This window comes from Candidatus Proelusimicrobium volucris (assembly GCF_959605025.1).
Lineage (GTDB): Bacteria > Elusimicrobiota > Elusimicrobia > Elusimicrobiales > Elusimicrobiaceae > Proelusimicrobium > Proelusimicrobium volucris.
This window is the reverse complement of record NZ_CAUHCY010000003.1, coordinates 136,060-153,510: the sequence shown is the minus strand read 5'-3', so window position 1 is coordinate 153,510 and position 17,451 is coordinate 136,060. Positions and strand designations below refer to the sequence as shown.

General features: G+C 43.7%; 9 protein-coding genes. 4 read left to right on the top strand and 5 right to left on the bottom strand.

What is annotated here, in order from left to right; all coding sequences use genetic code 11:
* Positions 1–132 precede the first annotated feature (132 nt).
* The 3 genes from ACQY3M_RS04140 to pyk all read right to left on the bottom strand — a co-directional run bounded on the left by ACQY3M_RS04140 (position 133) and on the right by pyk (position 11,641).
* Positions 133–4,821 carry a hypothetical protein gene (locus ACQY3M_RS04140; RefSeq protein WP_428066228.1) on the bottom strand — a complete coding sequence of 1,563 codons (4,689 nt, stop codon included), beginning with the start codon at positions 4,819–4,821 and terminating at the stop codon, positions 133–135.
* Between the two features lie 280 nt (positions 4,822–5,101).
* Positions 5,102–10,009: a hypothetical protein gene (locus ACQY3M_RS04135; RefSeq protein WP_428066227.1), complete on the bottom strand. Its 4,908-nt coding sequence runs from the start codon at positions 10,007–10,009 to the stop codon at positions 5,102–5,104.
* A gap of 207 nt (positions 10,010–10,216) precedes the next feature.
* Entirely contained in the window at positions 10,217–11,641 is a 1,425-nt protein-coding gene (pyk, locus tag ACQY3M_RS04130) for a pyruvate kinase (RefSeq protein WP_428066226.1), read from the bottom strand.
* Positions 11,642–11,788: 147 nt separating this feature from the next.
* Between pyk and ACQY3M_RS04125 the strand changes: the two genes are divergently transcribed.
* On the top strand, positions 11,789–12,727 hold the full coding sequence (locus tag ACQY3M_RS04125; RefSeq protein ID WP_428066225.1) for an ankyrin repeat domain-containing protein: 939 nt from the start codon (positions 11,789–11,791) through the stop codon (positions 12,725–12,727).
* 12 nt (positions 12,728–12,739) lie between these two features.
* On the opposite strand, the gene ACQY3M_RS04120 is transcribed toward ACQY3M_RS04125, so the two are convergent.
* Positions 12,740–13,294, bottom strand: a complete 555-nt coding sequence (locus ACQY3M_RS04120; RefSeq protein WP_428066224.1) for a hypothetical protein — start codon at positions 13,292–13,294, stop codon at positions 12,740–12,742.
* On the bottom strand, positions 13,291–13,707 hold the full coding sequence (locus ACQY3M_RS04115; RefSeq protein WP_428066222.1) for a D-Ala-D-Ala carboxypeptidase family metallohydrolase: 417 nt from the start codon (positions 13,705–13,707) through the stop codon (positions 13,291–13,293). Before ACQY3M_RS04115 ends, ACQY3M_RS04120 begins: the two co-directional genes overlap by 4 nt.
* Positions 13,708–13,863: 156 nt before the next feature.
* On the opposite strand from ACQY3M_RS04115, the gene ACQY3M_RS04110 reads away from it, so the two are divergent.
* Genes ACQY3M_RS04110 through ACQY3M_RS04100 form a run of 3 tightly spaced genes read left to right on the top strand, consistent with a single transcriptional unit; the run spans position 13,864 to position 17,421 of the window.
* Entirely contained in the window at positions 13,864–15,132 is a 1,269-nt protein-coding gene (locus ACQY3M_RS04110) for an ankyrin repeat domain-containing protein (protein ID WP_428066220.1), read from the top strand.
* A gap of 2 nt (positions 15,133–15,134) precedes the next feature.
* Positions 15,135–16,925, top strand: a complete 1,791-nt coding sequence (locus tag ACQY3M_RS04105) for an ABC transporter ATP-binding protein (RefSeq protein ID WP_428066218.1) — start codon at positions 15,135–15,137, stop codon at positions 16,923–16,925.
* Entirely contained in the window at positions 16,915–17,421 is a 507-nt protein-coding gene (locus ACQY3M_RS04100) for a deoxycytidylate deaminase (protein WP_428066216.1), read from the top strand. Before ACQY3M_RS04105 ends, ACQY3M_RS04100 begins: the two co-directional genes overlap by 11 nt.
* Positions 17,422–17,451 lie beyond the last annotated feature (30 nt).

The following is a 17,451-nucleotide window of genomic DNA, read 5'->3' as shown; positions in this document are numbered from 1 at the left end:
TTTGCCCTTTGCCTTAATCGAAATATGCGGAAAAACAAAAAATTCTAGTTTACAAAGGTTTTATCGCCTTATTAAAAAGCCCGATAAAAAAGGGCCGCCTCAAAGGCGGCCCTTCTTATCTCTAAAGCAAACTTATTTTTCGCTTTCTTCAAGATTTAAAGAAGATGTGTTTATATTGTTCAAATTATAAGCCGGTACGCCCAAAGGTTTGAAGTCAAAACTAGGCTGAGCAAAATTAGGCGTAAAACTCGGTTTGAACAAATTGGTATTCCACCTGTCTAACATAAAGTACGGAACACCCATCGCCGCACCATGTTTGACCGGCGTAAACATATTGGCTACGCGTCCCGCTTTTATCAAGTCCGCACCTTTGAGGAATCCCAAAGTGGTACCGCCCAATACCGCGGCCGGTATCCAAATGTTGTTCTGCATAGCCTGCAGTTTGGTAACGCCTTCTGGGTTGTTTGCCACTTCATTATCGGAAACGTGGTTATGCGCCAGCGGTATTAAAGACATACCGACGTGTACCGCAGGATAGGCAACTTTCCAATCCGTAAGAATACTTTCCGCCACTTTTGCGCGTTTAAGGTTGTTTTCGCCGATCATCAAGAAGCCGTTAGTCGTATTGGCAAAACCCATACCCAGCAAGGACATACCCGCCGCGAAAGTCCAGAAGTTATCTTCCGTCGCCAACAGCGCCGTACCGGCCGCGGCCGAACCCAATGAGAGCCCTATCAGTTTCTTATAAGTAAGAGGATTGGACTCCCCGCCAAGTTTCGCGATCAACGGTTTGGATTTGTATCTTACCAAGAATTGCGGTACCGCCAGCAAGAAAGTTGCGGCTATAGGCCTCAGAACCGGATCGCCCACATTTATTCCCAATAAACGCACATCCGTAAGGTAGTTGTTTGCCTCGTTCTGACTATATTTGTTAAATAACGAGGCTTCCACGCCCAAAGCGCCAAATCCGGCTGCCGTTATCGGCCACACTTCTTTCCTGAACATTACTTTTGTGGAATTCACGCTTTCTTTCAACACCCCAAAAGTAGGCCTGTATAAGTTATTGTTGAAATAATACATGAATTTGGAATTGCCGGCCAAAGGCTTTATAGATTGGCCAAGCGTATAGCCCGGAACAGAGCCTATCAGCCTGGACATGTGCGCCGTATGGAATTTATATAAGATAGCACCGGTTATACCCAAAAGTACGGGATTGGATATTGAGAAGTCAACATGACTGTGTTTTAAGGGTAATCCGTCTTTGTCAACTATCGGTTGGCCTTTTGCAATTACCAAAGAACCGTCCGTCCCGTAAACATCATCGCCTTGGAAAACAATCGGATTTCCGTCTATCTTGCCGGTATCGGTATAATAGCGGGGATCAACCGCATCCCAAACTGTGAAAACCGCCGGAGGCAAAAGCATAGCAAAAGAGCTCAAGTTTTTATACATCATACCCCTGAGCAATCCGCCGCCGCCGCCCATTTCTTTCATCAAGGGGTTAAAAGCGGCTCTCGTTAAAGAGGAAGACAATCCTATAAAACCCGCGCTAAACAGCAAAGGCGTCAAGGACGGTTTGTCCAAGTTGTAAATATTAGCGTCGCTCCAGCCGCCAAACCCTGTCGCCGTAGAAAGTGCCAAAGAGCTGGCCGCAAGGCCCAAGCTGACCTTCATCATATTTGCGGAGCCGAATCTCTTTACGAAAGGCGCCCAAAACGGAGAAAGGAAACTCGGAAAATAAGGCAAAGCTACCGTTATCAAGGATTCCTGAGTATTGCTCATTTCCGGATAGTTCTGTCTTAAAGGCCCGATAAGACCCGTAGACGCCGCACTGAGCGAAAGGAACTGTACGGCATATAAGGTGTTTACCTTATCTCTGGCGCCGTTAAGCGTTATATTGAGCGGAGTATTGAAATTGCCCAGTTTAGCATACTGCGTAAATACGGGCAGCTCACTCTTAGGTATAGAGAAAGAATAAGGATAGGTAAAAGGAGTAGGTTTCGCGCCCATAGCACTCCTTCCAAGTATGCTTACCTTATTGTTTTCATCTATTAGAACCTTTACGCCGTTAAAATCCTTGTGCGTAGACAAATTGATAGGCGTAGAGCGCAACGTAGAACCTTCTTTTATCCAGACCGAACCTGTACCGGACATTATTTTGTTCTTATTGCGGAACAGATCTAAAAACCAGTTCTTGCTTCTGGCGGCAAGGCTGGTATTTTCCGCCAAAAGTTTGATTTTAAGCTCTTTTGTGCCGCCCAAAGTCAATCTGGCCAAATTCGCGAAATTTTCGTTATCTAAACCGACTTTAAAGAATGTCGGGTTGACGAGTACATTTTCATGTTCAAAAGCCAATTTGAAAGCCGCATTTTCTTGACCGGTCAATAATACATTGCTTACTTTATCGGCTTTAATGTTGGGGATTTTCTTCTCGCCCAAAGTTATATTCACGGGCAAAGGCATAGGGTCGTCCGCCTCAGACGCTCTGTAGAAAAGCTCCAAGGAACCGGTACCTTTCGCCGTAGTGCCTAAAGGTCTGGAAAGCCAATTTATATGTGCCATGGCAGAAGCTCTCTCAGGCGTTTGGATACCGGGTACCAAGCCCTTTAAGTTATAACCGAAATCCATCGCCGCCTCAAAGTTGCGGCCCCTGAAATTGCTCTGACGGAAAGCGTTTCTAGTTTCTCTGGCAAGGATATTGGGATATTTTTTATATTTCTCAAAGAAGCTCTTGGCAAAGAATTTCTGCGTCGCATTAGCATTTGCTACGTTTAAAGCCTTCTGGGTATTCATTATGTCCAACACTCTGTTAGGAGCGCCGGCCGAGGCCTTATAAGCCGCCGCTTTGTCTATTACCAAACCGCCTTTTCCCATATCGAATGAAGTAGTAGCCAAAGCCTTGGCCACGGTCGTATTCGCCGCGCCGCCGCCAACTACCGCAGGCAAAGCCTCGGAAGTATATAAATTCCTCTGGGCAAGAACAACGCCAGCCATCGCGCCTTTAACACGTCCAGAAAAACCTCTCAATGCCAAACGCGCAGATACGTAGGGCCTAATTTTTGACATATTGCCCAAAGTAGCTTTAAGCCTGAGCGCAGGATCGGTTATTTTCGCTATCTTCCCGGCCATATATGTCGCTTTGCCCAAAGATACGGCTTTACCAGCCAGCCTTACCAAGTCAAAGGTAGCCCATACCATAAACGCCACATCACCGGCCATTGCCGCGTTACTGGCGTAATCATAAACCTTACGAGAAGTCTTTTTGGAATTTTTGCTGTTTTGATTTACTATCGCGCCGCTGCCCAAATGCGATTTGATAGCGGGATACTTCAACAGTAAAGCCATATCCAAATCGCTTTCCTGCGTCAAAGTCAAATCTCCCATTGAAGTGTTGGCGATTTTCAACGCCAAGTAGGAATCGGGATCCAAACCCATCTTCTTAGAAGATTCACTGGCTTGGGCCCCGGCTTTACCGGCCAGCAACGCGCCCGCCAGGAACGGCATTATCGGCCTATTATTATTGACGCCGTATTTCTTTAAAAGAGCCAAGCTGTCTTTAGAGCCCTCCTCAGCCAACAATACGGCAATATCTTCAAACGCGTTTCTGTAGCCATATTCCGTGGTGTATTGCGCCCCCTTTGAAGCGGCGCCGTGCAAATAGTTGCCTTGAATATTGTTAAAAGAATCTACAAAAAATTGAAAAGAGAGCGCATCAACAAAAGATGTTCCCTTCGCTTCAATATTCGTATATTTATCTAAAATAATATTTAATTTATCATAACGTTTTAATGTCAGCAATGCGGAAAAACCGGCATTAAGAATATGCGGAAACGCCGCCGTATCCATACTTTTATCTATTAAAGATACTACCGCTTCCGAATAGGCGGAATCGTTCTGCGGAACTACATAAACGCCCAACATCATAAGGTCTATGATGTCCTGAAGCATTTTGCCAGCGACTTTCGTTCTGCCTTTTTTATTGGATTTTAAAATGCCAAAGTCAAAAGCAGATTTTAAATCTACTTCTTTAATTCTAGAGGTTATATAGTTGTAGAGTTCCTGCTTTTCGGCAGAGGTTACCACGTCTTTATTGTTAATCTTTAAGTTTAACAGCAAGCGGGCGGCTTCATAATTCATATTGACGCCCAAGGCTTTAACATATTCTCTCAAAATTTGGTAAGCGGCTTCGTTTAGTTTCTGTTCGTGGGCCTTGTACCAATTAAGTTCTTTCTGCGCTATACTTACATACTCCTTATACATCTTCTGCGCAGGATACTGTTTCTCTATTTCCTTAACGATATCGTTTACGGTAGAGTTATTGGAGTTAAAGGTGTAGTTATTCTCTTTAGCATACTGCTTAGCTTCATTAGTGATAAATTCGGAATATTGTTTCTTAAATTCGTTAAAAGGCATTATTCTACGTTGGGCATAAAAACCGGCTAAGAACCTCTTTAATTCATAGACCAATTTTCCCACGGTATTCGTAGAAACCGCACCGGTATAAGCCGAAGCCCTAAAAAAGTTGCCGCCATACTTCTTATTGCCGGCCGCCCTATATGAAACCATCTTTTCTGCCAAAGGCTTTATTATTTCTTTCTGCTTGGCTACTTCCTTAGCGATTACGGCATCATATTGCCCTACGGAAGTGTTTTCTTTTATATAAGCATTATCTATTTTTTCTTCAAGCTCAAGCGCTTGCGAATCATAAGAAATATTCCCATAGTCTAACGCCAATGCCGGAGCATTGCACTCAAAAAGCAATACACCGGATAATATCAATGATATTGATTTCCTTGCTATATTACACATATGTTTATTCATAATAATTATCACCTTTGAAAAGAAGAGAAAACCTTATACTCCTTATTATCATTATATCAGCAAGCAAGGCTTGACACAAGAGAATTTAGACCCATTGACAATTAGGACTTAAGACCCAAGCCTTAACGATCATAAAAAATAATCCGTTTCCGCTTCAATTAGGTTTATATAAATACTCTTTAAGGGGGGAAAATATTCTATTGCAAAGATATCTTTCCCAATAAAAATTCCCCGGTTTTTACCGGGGAATTTTTAAAACTTCTTATGACATTTCTATATATTATTCGGCAGCGGCCGCATCGGAAGATTGAATTTCTTCTTCAGCTTCTGCCTCGTCGGTTGACAATATATCTTCCAGCTCGGCGGAGGGGGTTGTTATGTTCATTTGACCAAAGTCGTTATTGAGCAATAACCCGTTATTTCTCCAATCTTGCATCATCACCGAGGGAGATCCGATTCCGAATCTTGCAAAAGCGGGCAAGCCGGTGGGTATTCTAAGTGAAGGCTTTGGTAAAGACTTAAACTTGAATAATCCCGATCCTAATCCATAGAAGAAAGCTGAGCCGCCCAAAGTCAAAGCGGGTATCCAGATATTATCCTGCAAAGCTTCGTATTTCTCGATAGTAGGATCTTTTTCGAGTTGGCTGTCAGCCGCACCGCTGAACATTTTAGGGAATATTGCCATACCTATATGCACGCCAGGATAAGCTACTTTATACCCCGTCAGCATACTTGACGTAGCTTTAGCGGCTTTAAGATTATATTCGCCTATCTTCAAAAGTCCGTTAGTCGTATTGGCAAAACCCATACCTACCAAAGCCATACCTGGTATAAATGTGGCAAGATTATCTTCCGTAGCCAATAAGGCTGTTCCAACGGCCGCGGATCCCAACGAAGCACCTATCAAACGTTTATATGTTTCGGGATTGTTCGCTCCGCCAAACAGTTTAAGTATCGGTTTGGATTCAAGCCTTACCAAGAAAGGCGGTATCGTAAGGGCCAAAGTGGCTATTACCGGTTTAACGGCATCATTGGAAATATAGTTAGCCGTATATCTGTTAGACTCGGTTTGGCTGTAGTTGTAAAGCAACGAAGATTCCACACCCAAAGCTGCCGTAGAAGCTAAAGCTATCGGCCAAACACCTTTTTTGCCCAAAACTTTTGTGGCATTCCAAGTTTCCGCCAATGTGCCAGCAACAGGTCTGTAAACGCTGTTAAATCCTCTTGCAAACATATTCGTACCGTTTAAGCCTTTGGCGAACTGCGACATCGTATATCCTTTTACCTTCCCTATCTGCGAAGGCATTCTAGCCGATTGGAACGCCAAGAATACTCCGCCCGTAATACCCAGCAATAAGGGATTGTACAGCGAGAAGTCTGTATGAGAATGCAATATCTTTTCGCCCTTGTCGTTATAAAGGAAATTGCCTTCGGCATCAGTATAATATCTGGGATCGGCCGCGTCCCATAATGCCGCGCCCAAGGAAGGCGCCAACATCGCAAAGGAACTTAAATTCTTAAAAGCCATACCTTTAAGCAACCCTGCGCCGCCGCCCATCTTGTCCATCAAGGGGTTAAACGAGGCCCTGGTTATCGAAGAAGATAAACCTATCAAAGTTCCGCTGATAAGCAAGGGCGTGATGGACGGTTTATTGGGGTTCATATAATTTACGTCGCCAAAGCCGTGGAAGCCGGAGAACATCGGTATCGTAAGTGAAAGACCGGCTAAACCCAAACTCGCCTTAACCATATTCGCCGAACCGTATCTCTTTACAAAAGGCGCCCAGAACGGAGACAAGAAACTCGATGCATAAGGCAAGACTATTGATATCAATGCAACCTCGGTGTTAGATATATCGGGATAGTTTTGTCTTAACGGGCCCACCAAGCTGGTAGACGCCGCACTCAAGGAGAGAAATTGCACCGCAAACAATGTATTGAGTTTATTCTTCGCGCCAGTAAGAGAGAGATTAAACGGATTGTTAAAATTGCCGTTGGAAGCATATTTAAGGAAGTTAGGCAGCTCTCCCTTGGGCAAAGACAAGGAGAACGGAACATTCAAGCCCGTCATCGTGCCGCTGGCGCCCTTGCCAAGCAATGAAATGGTATTATTCTCGTTTACTATAAGCTGTATTCCGTCGAAAGGCTTCTGCGTGGAAAGTTTGATTGAAGTCGGCCTCAACAACTCGCCTTCCCTTACGAAAACCGTTCCCGTACCGGGGAATAAACTCTTCTTCCCGGCAAAAGAGTTGGTAAACCAACCGCCGACCTTGCCGGCAAAGCCAGTGCGCTCACCCATAAATTTGAGGTTTAAAGGTGTAGAACCGGCATAAGACATCTTGGCTAAATTGGCAAAACTTTCATTGTCTAACCCTATCTTAAAGAAGTCCGGGTCTACAAGTTTAAACTCCTTTTCGGCGCGCCAATTGCTTACCCATCTTTCTATCCCGTTAGACCAGCTCTGCGGCATAAATTTGGATTCGGCCGCTTTCGACATCCATCTGTAATAGAAAGGAAGCTTCTGCTGTTTCGTTATGGAAAGCATTACATCGTCTTCCCCGGTTAAAAGGACATTTGTTACCTCATTGGATTTGATGGTGGGGATTTTCTTTTCAATCGTTACGTTTACCGGCAAAGGCTCTGCGTCCATTCCAACCGCGCTTCTATGATGCAGTTCCAAAGTGCCCGGCATAGCCGAAGTGCCTAAAGGTCTGGCCAAATAATTTACGTTATTGGAAGTTACGGGCGCTCTCCACTTTACGTTTCTGGCACTGGCAATACCGTTAGAGAAATCTATTCCCGCAGACAAAGAGTATTGATCAAATTTACCTGCATTAAAGGCCTCCTTCGTAGCATCGGAGAGATAACCTCTGTATCCTCTGTATTTTTCAAAGAAACCCCTGTTTGCAAAAGACTCTTGGGCCGAAGCGGCACCAGCGTCCAAGGCTTTTCTCGTATTGACGATATCAAGCACTCTTCCGGGTTGGCCCGCAGAAGATTTGTAAGCCTCAGCCGCGTTTATAACATATCCGCCTTTCGCCGCATCAAAAGAAGCCGTAGCCAAAGTTTTAGCGACTGCGGTGCCTTCATAGCCCACACCGGCAATCTTAGGCAGCGGCGCAGAAGTATACAAAGCCCTCTGAGCCAAGACCACGGGCTCCATGCCGTTCTTGACGCGGGCCGTAAATTTGGCAACAGACTTGGCGGCAGAGGAATATTTGCGCAAATGCGGCAAATGGCTGGTTATATAGGCCATTCTCTGTGCCGAAGTTCCTACTCTGGACAATCTGAAAGCGGCATAAGCTCCGCGGCCTAAAGAGTAAATACCGCGGGCCAGTTTAGCCAAGTCCCAGGCACACCATACCAATATGCCCACATCCAAAATATTGCCCGTAATTTTTGCATATTTGTAAATAGTTTGCCCTTTTTCTTTGCTTGCGCGGCGGGCGTCATCTACTATCGCGCCTTTACCAAGCATGGTATTGGCTATCTCGCTCTTGTACTGCTTAAGCATTGCCGTATCTATGAAAGATTCTTGTGCGACGCCTATATCGCCCAGCGCTTCGTTAATCAAATTCAAAGCCATAAAAGCATTGGCGCTCATTCCGCTTTCTTTCTGCCCAGCTTTAAATCTGCTCATATTTGTATCTATGGCAGAGGCAACCCTATTTACTTCATCGGACGTCACCATTCTTACACGCCCGTCGGAAGTAAATTCCTGCTGCCCGACAGTTTTTTTAACAAACGGGCCGGTATATCTCTCCGCGCCAGCCTTGCCGCTCATTAAGGCTCCTGCCACAAAAGGTTTTATGCCGCCGCAGCGGGGGGAGAAATGGTCTTTAAGATTAAAGGCAAAATCAAGCGTCATAACGCATTTATCAACGCCGAAATTCTTAAGCAATTCCAATGCTTGAGGGCTGCCTTCTTCCGCCAACATCAAAGCTATATCGGTATAGGCGTTGGCAACAGTGCCGTCTTCCAACTGGTATTGAGCCAATGAAGACATATTGCCTAAATATTTGCCGTTTATCGTCTGGAAGTAATCCACCCAATTTGCAACGCTGAGTAAATCCATAGTTTCAAATATGGACTCTTGCTGATTAAAGTAGCTTAAAATATCCCTTATCGCGCCATAATCCTTTACCGCGAGAAGGGCCGAAACGGCCGTAAGAAGCAAATAAGAATGAAATTGCGGGGCCTCAACACTGCTGAAAACCATTCTCTTTACCGCCGTGGATCCGCCGTCGCCAACTTGGCCCAAAGCGGCAAAAACCGTCAACGCGGATATATACGGGTTGGCGGAATCCGTTTGCAGCGTTATAGACTTTTCCAATTGATCCAAGGCAAAATCAAAAATGATTTTTTCCTGCTCGGCGTTTAACAAATTTTCGCCGTTATAATTCATGGAGATAAACAAAGGAACTGTGGTAAATAAAGTGTATCTCAATTCCTTTTCCAAATTGGGATTGTTCTTATACAAGGTGAACAGTTCGTTTATTTTGCCTTGAACTTCCTCAAATATCTCTTTATTATAGAGGTCCGCCTCGGCATTTACTTCATTTGTATATTCTTCAAAGCTGGCTTTTGCTTTTGAAAGTTCCTGCGTCCTTATTTTCTCTATTTTGCCTTGCTCTTCTTTAAGCCATTTGTCTATATTGGCTGTTTCTTGAGTTTTCCAAGCGGCGATATCGGCCTCGGAATATTCTCCGCTCAGCAGATATTTTTCAGCCTGCATATTCATCTCAAGCAACGCCTGCTTCTTTAACGATTCATTATCCTTTTTATATTTGTCGGCTTGCGAATTTACCGCTTTTTCGTACTCGGCATAAAATTGCTTGTAGTTTAACGGTTCGTATGAAGTTTCTTCGCTCTCCTTCGCGGAGCCTTTAGATCCCAAAAGCAACTCCATCTTTATCCTTTCAGCTTTTTGCCAAATAGGGTTATCCAATATTTGCGGCCTAACGTATTTTGGGCGCACCACTCTGGTATTGTCTGAGGGGATTACCATATCCATCTTCATCTTCTCTTCCAGAAGTTTCTTACCGTCAAAAACCATTGTCTGGCGCCCGCCTTCATAAGGCAGCCTTCTGGCTTGCGCATAGGCAGGAGCGCTGCTTTCAAACACCATAACAGCGCTGAGAATTAAAGATACAAATTTCATACTTGCCGACATAATTTTTTTATTCATAATTTTCACCGTTTTCGACAACAATATAAATTCTACCGTTAAATTTATACTTTTTCTACTTATATTTTAACAGAGAGTATTTTTTTTCTCAAGAGTTTAAAGACCCAATCTTCAATAGGTCCTAAGACCTAATTGCCATATATCCTATGAGATACAAAAAAACGCCCTATATCATATAGGGCGTTCTACGTTTATGACCATAGTTGTCTATAAAGTTATAACATACAGCAGATTAGTATCGCCCGAAGATCCAAAAGGTATACCGGCTGTCACTACCACTTGGGTACCTTTCTCGCCAAAGCCAAATTTCTTGGCCGCAGCTCTGGCCTCGCGTTCTATATCTTCAAAGCGGGTCAAGTCGTTTACCACCATGGCGGTAACGGCACATACTACTGACATCTTTCTCGCTACGTCTATATGCGGCGTAAGTGAAAGTATCGGCAGGCACGGGCGCTGACGCGCCGTTCTTAACGTCGTGGTGCCTGAATCGGTAAAGTTAATTATAAAATCGCTTAAAGCTATCAAATTCGCCACCACGCCGGCTGCAGTAGTTATCGCCGCGGCTGAAGAACTGTCGTCGCCAAGGCTAGACGTATTGGCTTTCATATTATCCTTAAACATAGGCTCGGCTTCCACAGTCTTTATTATGCGGCACATAGTACTTACAGCTTCCACCGGATGTTGTCCGCTGGCCGTTTCGGCCGAAAGCATAACGGCATCTGCTCCTTCATATACAGCAGTCGCCACGTCGGAAGCTTCCGCCCTGGTCGGATTAACGTTGCTTATCATAGATTCCAACATCTGTGTGGCTACTATCACAGGTTTGCCCGCCTCGCGGCACTTGGTTATTATGCGCCTTTGCATTACGGGTACTTTTTCGGGGCTTAGTTCTACGCCCAAATCGCCGCGCGCCACCATTATTACGTCGGAATACTCTATAATTTTATCAAGATGTTCTATCGCCGAAGGCTTTTCTATCTTAGATATTATGCCCGCTTTGGACTTTATCAACTGACGCGCAAAGACAACGTCCTCAGGCTTCTGCACGAACGAAAGAGCAAACCAATCGACATCCAACTCCGCCGCTTGCTTTATTTGTTCCATATCCTTTTCAGTCAATGCCGATATGGGAAGTGAAACATCGGGAACATTCACGCCTTTATGGTCGGATAATACTCCGCCGTTTATAACTTTGGTTTTTATTTCCTCGGGCGTTACGGATAAAACTTCCACCCTTATAAGACCATCGTTAAAAAGCAAAATATTGCCCGGCTTTATGACTTCAAAAATTTCCTTATGCGGCAGATTTACGCGTGTTTCGTCGCCCGGTTTAGGATTCATATCCAAGATAAATTCTTGACCGTCTTTTAAAACTACCGACTCGTTTTCAAAAACGCCGACCCTAAGTTTAGGGCCCTGCAAATCAAAGATCACGCCCAAAGCGCAATCGTACTTCTTTTCCAGGCCGCGGATTATCTCTATCTTTTTTGCATTTTCCGCTACGGAGGCGTGGCTGAGATTCATTCTGAATACCGTCGCTCCCGCCAAATAAAGCTTCTCGATAAGGTCTTCGCGTCCGTCAATGCGCCCTATCGTCGCTACGATTTTACATAAATTGCTGTTTCTGTGCATTTTAACTCCCTTTATATTTGCTACTTTTATATATATTTTATATAAAAGGGCAGCAGGCTTTCAATTTGTCAAGCCGCGCGGGTATTGATTTTAAAGCGTTTTTATTCTTAAAATAATAGATTATAAATACATAAGGGGACAATTTTAATGCGTACCATATTAAAGATTATAATAGCGCTTTGTGCGTTAGGGGTGTTTTGGGGATTTTGGAATACTTTAATAAAGAGCGGCAAACAGCAATCTTCCGCCGTGGAGGAACTTGTAGGGATGTCGGTGTCTTCCACAACCACGCCACCGACGCAGACCTCTCAAATCCAGCCGGAAACACAAGTAGCTGAGCAGGAAGATAAAGATGCCAACTTTACATATCAGCCATCCATAAACAAAGAGGAAACCATAGATGAGGTCTTTATAGACGGCAGCGCCCAACATAATTACATAGACATAACGGGCGGCTCTACGGAACAAAACACCATAGATACAGCAAAAAAGGAAGACAAGAGAAAATACTTCCTAAAAGAAAAACAGAAAAAACAAGTCATCGCTTTTGAAAACGAGTACAGAAACAAGAAAATGACCAAGGACGAGCTTTTCAGCGAGCTTATGGACGCGGTATACTTCGACGATATCCCAAAAGCAATGGCTTTAATAAACAGAGGCGCGCCGGTAAATTCACCGGAAAAGAACACCTCTTTTACTCCTATCTTTATGGCAATATCAAACGGAAACGAGGATATGCTAAGAATGTTGATAGAGAAAGGCGCCTCAATGGATATCTACGACGATAAAGGCTATGCCCCAATACATCGCGCCGTAACGGGGGAAAATTACACCGCTTCCGCACCATATCCCGCAAATACAATGATACAGGTGCTTTTGGAATACGGAGCAGACATTAACCAGGGAACCCAAAAAGACGGGGTTACCCCGTTAATGATAACAGCCCAAGAACATAAGGGCAATATAATGACATTCCTTATAGAATCCGGCGCCAACGAAGAATTGACCGACAGGCACCAACGTACCGCTTTGGATTACGCAAAAAGTTACGACTGCACTTCCTGCATAAGGATTTTGTTAAGTTAATGGGAATTTATCTCACAAAAACACGGCCGCCCCAAAAACAGCCGTGTTTTTATTTGCACCAAAAAATAATATCGTATTATCCAAGGGGAAAAAATCGTCCATACGCCTCTCAAACAGCAGCGCCGCGCCGTCGTTTAAAGAGTATCCGCACCCAACGCCCCAGCGTCCGTAATAAAAAAGACGCGCGCCCAGCAAAGGCGAGAATTTGCCCTCAAGATTAGAAGAAAACCCAAAATACAATTTAAAAATAAAGCCGTAATCTTTGACGTCAAGTTTATATTCGCCGTCTTCCCGCTCTATATAAGAGAAGGATCCTTCGGGGGGGATATAAAAATTTTCCGTTTTTGCCGCCAGGAGGCTTTGTCCTTCTTTAGTGCCCTGCCCAACTTCGGGCACGCGTACTTTATGAATAAGAGTTCGATCCTTTAATTCTATCGTCCTTTTTAATCCCGTATCCAAATAATCGTTTGGAATTTTGGCGTTCTCTACCGCTTCCCTTTTAGCAAATATCGCAAAAAGCAAAAAACAGCAACAAACAATCAGAATGATAATAGCAAGGTTTTTCATTTGACGATAACCTCGCCGCATTTTTTTAATGGCCTGAAGGGGAAACCTAAAGATACATGTATCCAGCCTGGCTCCATTATCAACTGCCCGAAATGAATAAACTTGCAAATCCTGATTTTATCAAACGCTTTTTCCAAACAGCAGTTTAAAGGAATAAAATCTGCCGCTTCGCCCCCTATATGCTGAGAGTTTGCCACACCTTTTACCCAATCGTTGAGAGCGGGACATCTATAAGCGCTGGTTATGACTAGCGGAGTATCAAGCAGCGCGCGGATAGGCTCAAGAAGATAATAAGACAAGGCCGTAAGTTCCTGCAAATAAAAGGAAGCGGAAAAAGTATTTTGTTCCTTGAAGCGTCTTAGGGAAGTGTAGGAAAGTTCCTCAAAAGAGAAATGCGGAGAAAGTTTTTTCATAAGCACCTGTAAAAAGCCGTGGTTTTTCGGCAGTTTATAAGGCTCTCCGCTTATTTTTATAATAGCTAATTTAAAAAATTTAGTCAAACCGTCAAACTTTGGATTTTTTTTGCTAAAATGATATATGTAATATATTGCATTAAAGGGGAACCCAAAATGAAAAATTTATATTTGTTTTCTTTATGCCTTCTTGCTTTTGTTTTAGGCGCATGCGGCAAGAAAGAAGCTCCAAAACAGGAAGAAGCTCCAAAAGTATGCACAAATACTTGCAAAAGCTGGGAAACCAGAACAGATTATCCGGACTGCAAATGTCTGAAGCCGGAATATAAGTTGCCAGATTCAAAACTGCAGGCGGATTTAATCAGCGCCGCAATGAGGGGCGACTTGGGATTTATAAAGAAACAAGTAGACGAAAATCACATTAATCCGGAAGCATATTTAAGCCTGCAGGATATGGAAAATCTGTTGGCGTTCCGCGAAAGCCTGCCGAAAGGGAAATTCCTTTATAACAATATAAAGAGAACCACAAACGATTTGACGCTGGCCTATTTGGCTGCGTCTGAAAAGAATAACGGTTTGTATATATTACAATTTTTAGCGGAAAGAGAAGTCAATTTCAACAAACCCAGTATAGGCGGAAAATTGCCGATAGAAGGGGCTCTTGAGAACGGAAACAAAAAAGCCATTCCATTACTTTTGCAGAACGGGGCTGATGCCTCAATTTTGTTTTCTTCCTCGACAAATTATTTGGCGCAGACAATAGAATCCAATGACACAGAAACGACAAAACTCCTCATCGAATACGCCACCAAAAACGGGATAGACATTTCCGAGTCCCTACCGCCTTTGGAAAAAGCCATAAAAGAAAGAGATAAAAATATGATTACTCTTCTAATCGATACGGCAAAAGCGGATCCAAACCAAACCGATTCCAAGGGCAACCCGGTATTGACCGACGCGGCTTTAAGCGGCAATAAAGAGATAGTTACAATGATTCTCTTAGCCGGCGCGAATATCGACCAACTTAACACAAAAGGGCAAACGGTTTTAATGACTTTGATAGAACAGTCCGGCAACAATTCCGGCAATATGAATGATATGTCCATATTCTTAATAGAAAACGGGGCTAACGTAAACGCTGTGGATTTAAAAGGCGAAACACCGATGTTCTATGCCGTAAGAGCCAAAAATGAGCAATTGATAAAAAATCTAATAGCTAAAGGCGCCGATATAAACGCCAGGAACAATAAAGGCGAGAGCGTTTTGTTTATAGCCGCGGAAAACGACGATAAAAAGATGGCAAAATTCTTATTGGACAATGGTGCAAGCGCCAGGCTTCAAAACCGTCAAAAGCTAGATGCGTCCACAGTCGCCGTACAGATGGGCTTTATGGATACTTACGACATCATAGAAAGCTATAAATAACTATGGACAATAATTTTAACAGGGAACTTAATCCAACTACCCTAAAAGACTTCGTACGAAGAATGGGCCCCTTAATAAAGCCCTATTGGTTTCGAACGCTTTTGGGAATAGCCCTGACTATACCCGCCGGCGCATTAGACGGCGCGGTAGCGATGTTCCTTAAATATTACGTCGATAATGTAGTGGTGGCCAAAAACGCGGATTGGGCGGGATATATCCCGTTGCTGATAGTGCTTTTCGCCATAGTGCAGGGAGTGTTGAATTTCTCCTCCACGTATCTTAACAGCTGGGTCGGCACGAAAATCACCACCGACTTAAAGAAAAAGCTCTACCAAAAACTGCTTACCTTTGATCCGGGATTTTTTGATAATCATAATTCCGGCGATGTCGTATACCGCTTTTACAGCGACGCCGATACCGCCAGTAACGCCTTAATCAACAATGTAAAGCAATTCCTGACGAGATTATTTTCCTCGATAGGTTTGGTATGCGTACTAGTATACAACTCCTGGCAGCTTACGATAATAGCGATAGTGGTCTTGGGCATAGCCGCCCTGCCGATGCAATACGTCAGAAAGAAGATAAAAAAGATAACGCCCAAGATAGTGACTTCAGGCTCAGACGTAATAACTTCCTATAACGAAACCTGCACGGGCTATAAGACGATAACCTCTTATAATTTGCAGGACTATCAATTAAAGAAACAATACGGCATTTTGGACGAACTGTTCTATCTTTCCATGAAGATGGTAAAACACACCAACTGGCTTTCCCCTGTAATGCATGTGGTAATATCCTTCGGAGTGGCGGGCGTAATATGGTACGGCAACAATTTGATAATAAAAGGGACCATAACAAGCGGTAACTTCGCCTCTTTCATAGCGGCGCTGTTAATGCTCTATACCCCGCTTAAATCGATAGGCAACAATTATATAGACATACAAAAAGCGTTCCTCGCCATTGAGCGCGTATTTGAAATGCTAAACTACAAAACCTCGATAAAAAGCGCGAAAAACGCCTTAAAGATAGACTCTATCCGCAAGGATATAGAATTTGACAATGTCGTTTTCGAATATAAAGAAGGCCTGCCCGTACTCAAAGACATTTCTTTAAAAGTGCCCGTCGGTCAAACTATAGCTTTGGTAGGCAACAGCGGCGGCGGAAAAACGACTTTCGTCAACCTTATCCCGCGCTTTTACGATACGACAAGGGGAAGCGTCAAAATAGACGGCATAGACGTAAAAGATATCGATCTCTATTCTTTAAGGAAGCAGATTGCGGTAGTGTTTCAGGATAATTTCCTATTCAGCGGCACTATTAGGGAAAATATAATGATCGGGAACCCCGATGCCGCCGAAGCGGATATAAAACAAGCGGTAAAGAGCGCGCATTTGGAGGATTTTATAGCTTCCCTTAAAGACGGCCTTGACACTTATGTCGGCGAACGCGGCGTAATGTTATCGGGCGGACAGAAACAGCGCATAGCGATAGCCAGAGCGTTCTTAAAGCAGGCGCCCGTAGTGATATTGGACGAAGCCACCAGCGCGCTGGACAATAAATCCGAAGCGATAGTACAAAAAGCGATAGACAATCTTATGAAGGACCGCACGGTATTCGTAATAGCCCATCGCTTAAGCACGATACAGAACGCCGATAAAATAATAGTAATAAACGAAGGCAGAATAGTGGAAAGCGGTACGCACGAGCAACTTATGAAAGAAGGAAACGGCGCCTATAAAGCCTTATATAACGCTCAGTTCAAGAAAAAGAAAGAGGTCAATAATGAAGAATAAGAACAAACTTTTTATAAGTATGGCCAAGCTCGTGGCGCAGCAATCTACTTGCGCGCGTCTTAAAGTGGGGGCGGTTTTGGTCAAAAACAACCGCGTGATAAGCATAGGCTTTAATGGAGTGCCTTCCGGCAGGGAACACTGCGAGGATCACTTTAAAAAAATATACGAACACGATTTCGCCGATAAATACAAAACCTTGGAAGACTTTTTCAAAAGTCAGGATTTCTATCAGATACACGGAGCGTTTTCAAACGATAATGAACTGCACGCCGAACAAAACGCTCTTTTGTTCGCCGCAAAAAGCGGTATAGCTACCGATAACTCCGACTTATATATAACTTTCTCGCCTTGCGTACACTGCGCCAAAGTAATAATAGCCTCGGGCATAAAAAGGGTTTACTTCTCCGAACTTTACGACCGCTCTTTGGAGGGCGTAAACCTGCTGGGCAAAAACGGGGTTGAATGTATTCATCTGCAGGAAAAAGATTTGTTATAAAAATTTAAAGGTAACGGGTGTAAAACAATT

What these genes read in the sequence shown, in the direction of transcription:
- ACQY3M_RS04120 (WP_428066224.1), bottom strand. Translation starts at nt 13,294, where the DNA reads ATGAAAAACCTTGCTATTATCATTCTGATTGTTTGTTGCTGTTTTTTG.
- ACQY3M_RS04115 (WP_428066222.1), bottom strand. Translation starts at nt 13,707, where the DNA reads ATGAAAAAACTTTCTCCGCATTTCTCTTTTGAGGAACTTTCCTACACT.
- ACQY3M_RS04125 (WP_428066225.1), top strand. Translation starts at nt 11,789, where the DNA reads ATGCGTACCATATTAAAGATTATAATAGCGCTTTGTGCGTTAGGGGTG.
- ACQY3M_RS04105 (WP_428066218.1), top strand. Translation starts at nt 15,135, where the DNA reads ATGGACAATAATTTTAACAGGGAACTTAATCCAACTACCCTAAAAGAC.
- ACQY3M_RS04100 (WP_428066216.1), top strand. Translation starts at nt 16,915, where the DNA reads ATGAAGAATAAGAACAAACTTTTTATAAGTATGGCCAAGCTCGTGGCG.
- ACQY3M_RS04110 (WP_428066220.1), top strand. Translation starts at nt 13,864, where the DNA reads ATGAAAAATTTATATTTGTTTTCTTTATGCCTTCTTGCTTTTGTTTTA.
- ACQY3M_RS04140 (WP_428066228.1), bottom strand. Translation starts at nt 4,821, where the DNA reads ATGAATAAACATATGTGTAATATAGCAAGGAAATCAATATCATTGATA.
- ACQY3M_RS04135 (WP_428066227.1), bottom strand. Translation starts at nt 10,009, where the DNA reads ATGAATAAAAAAATTATGTCGGCAAGTATGAAATTTGTATCTTTAATT.
- pyk (WP_428066226.1), bottom strand. Translation starts at nt 11,641, where the DNA reads ATGCACAGAAACAGCAATTTATGTAAAATCGTAGCGACGATAGGGCGC.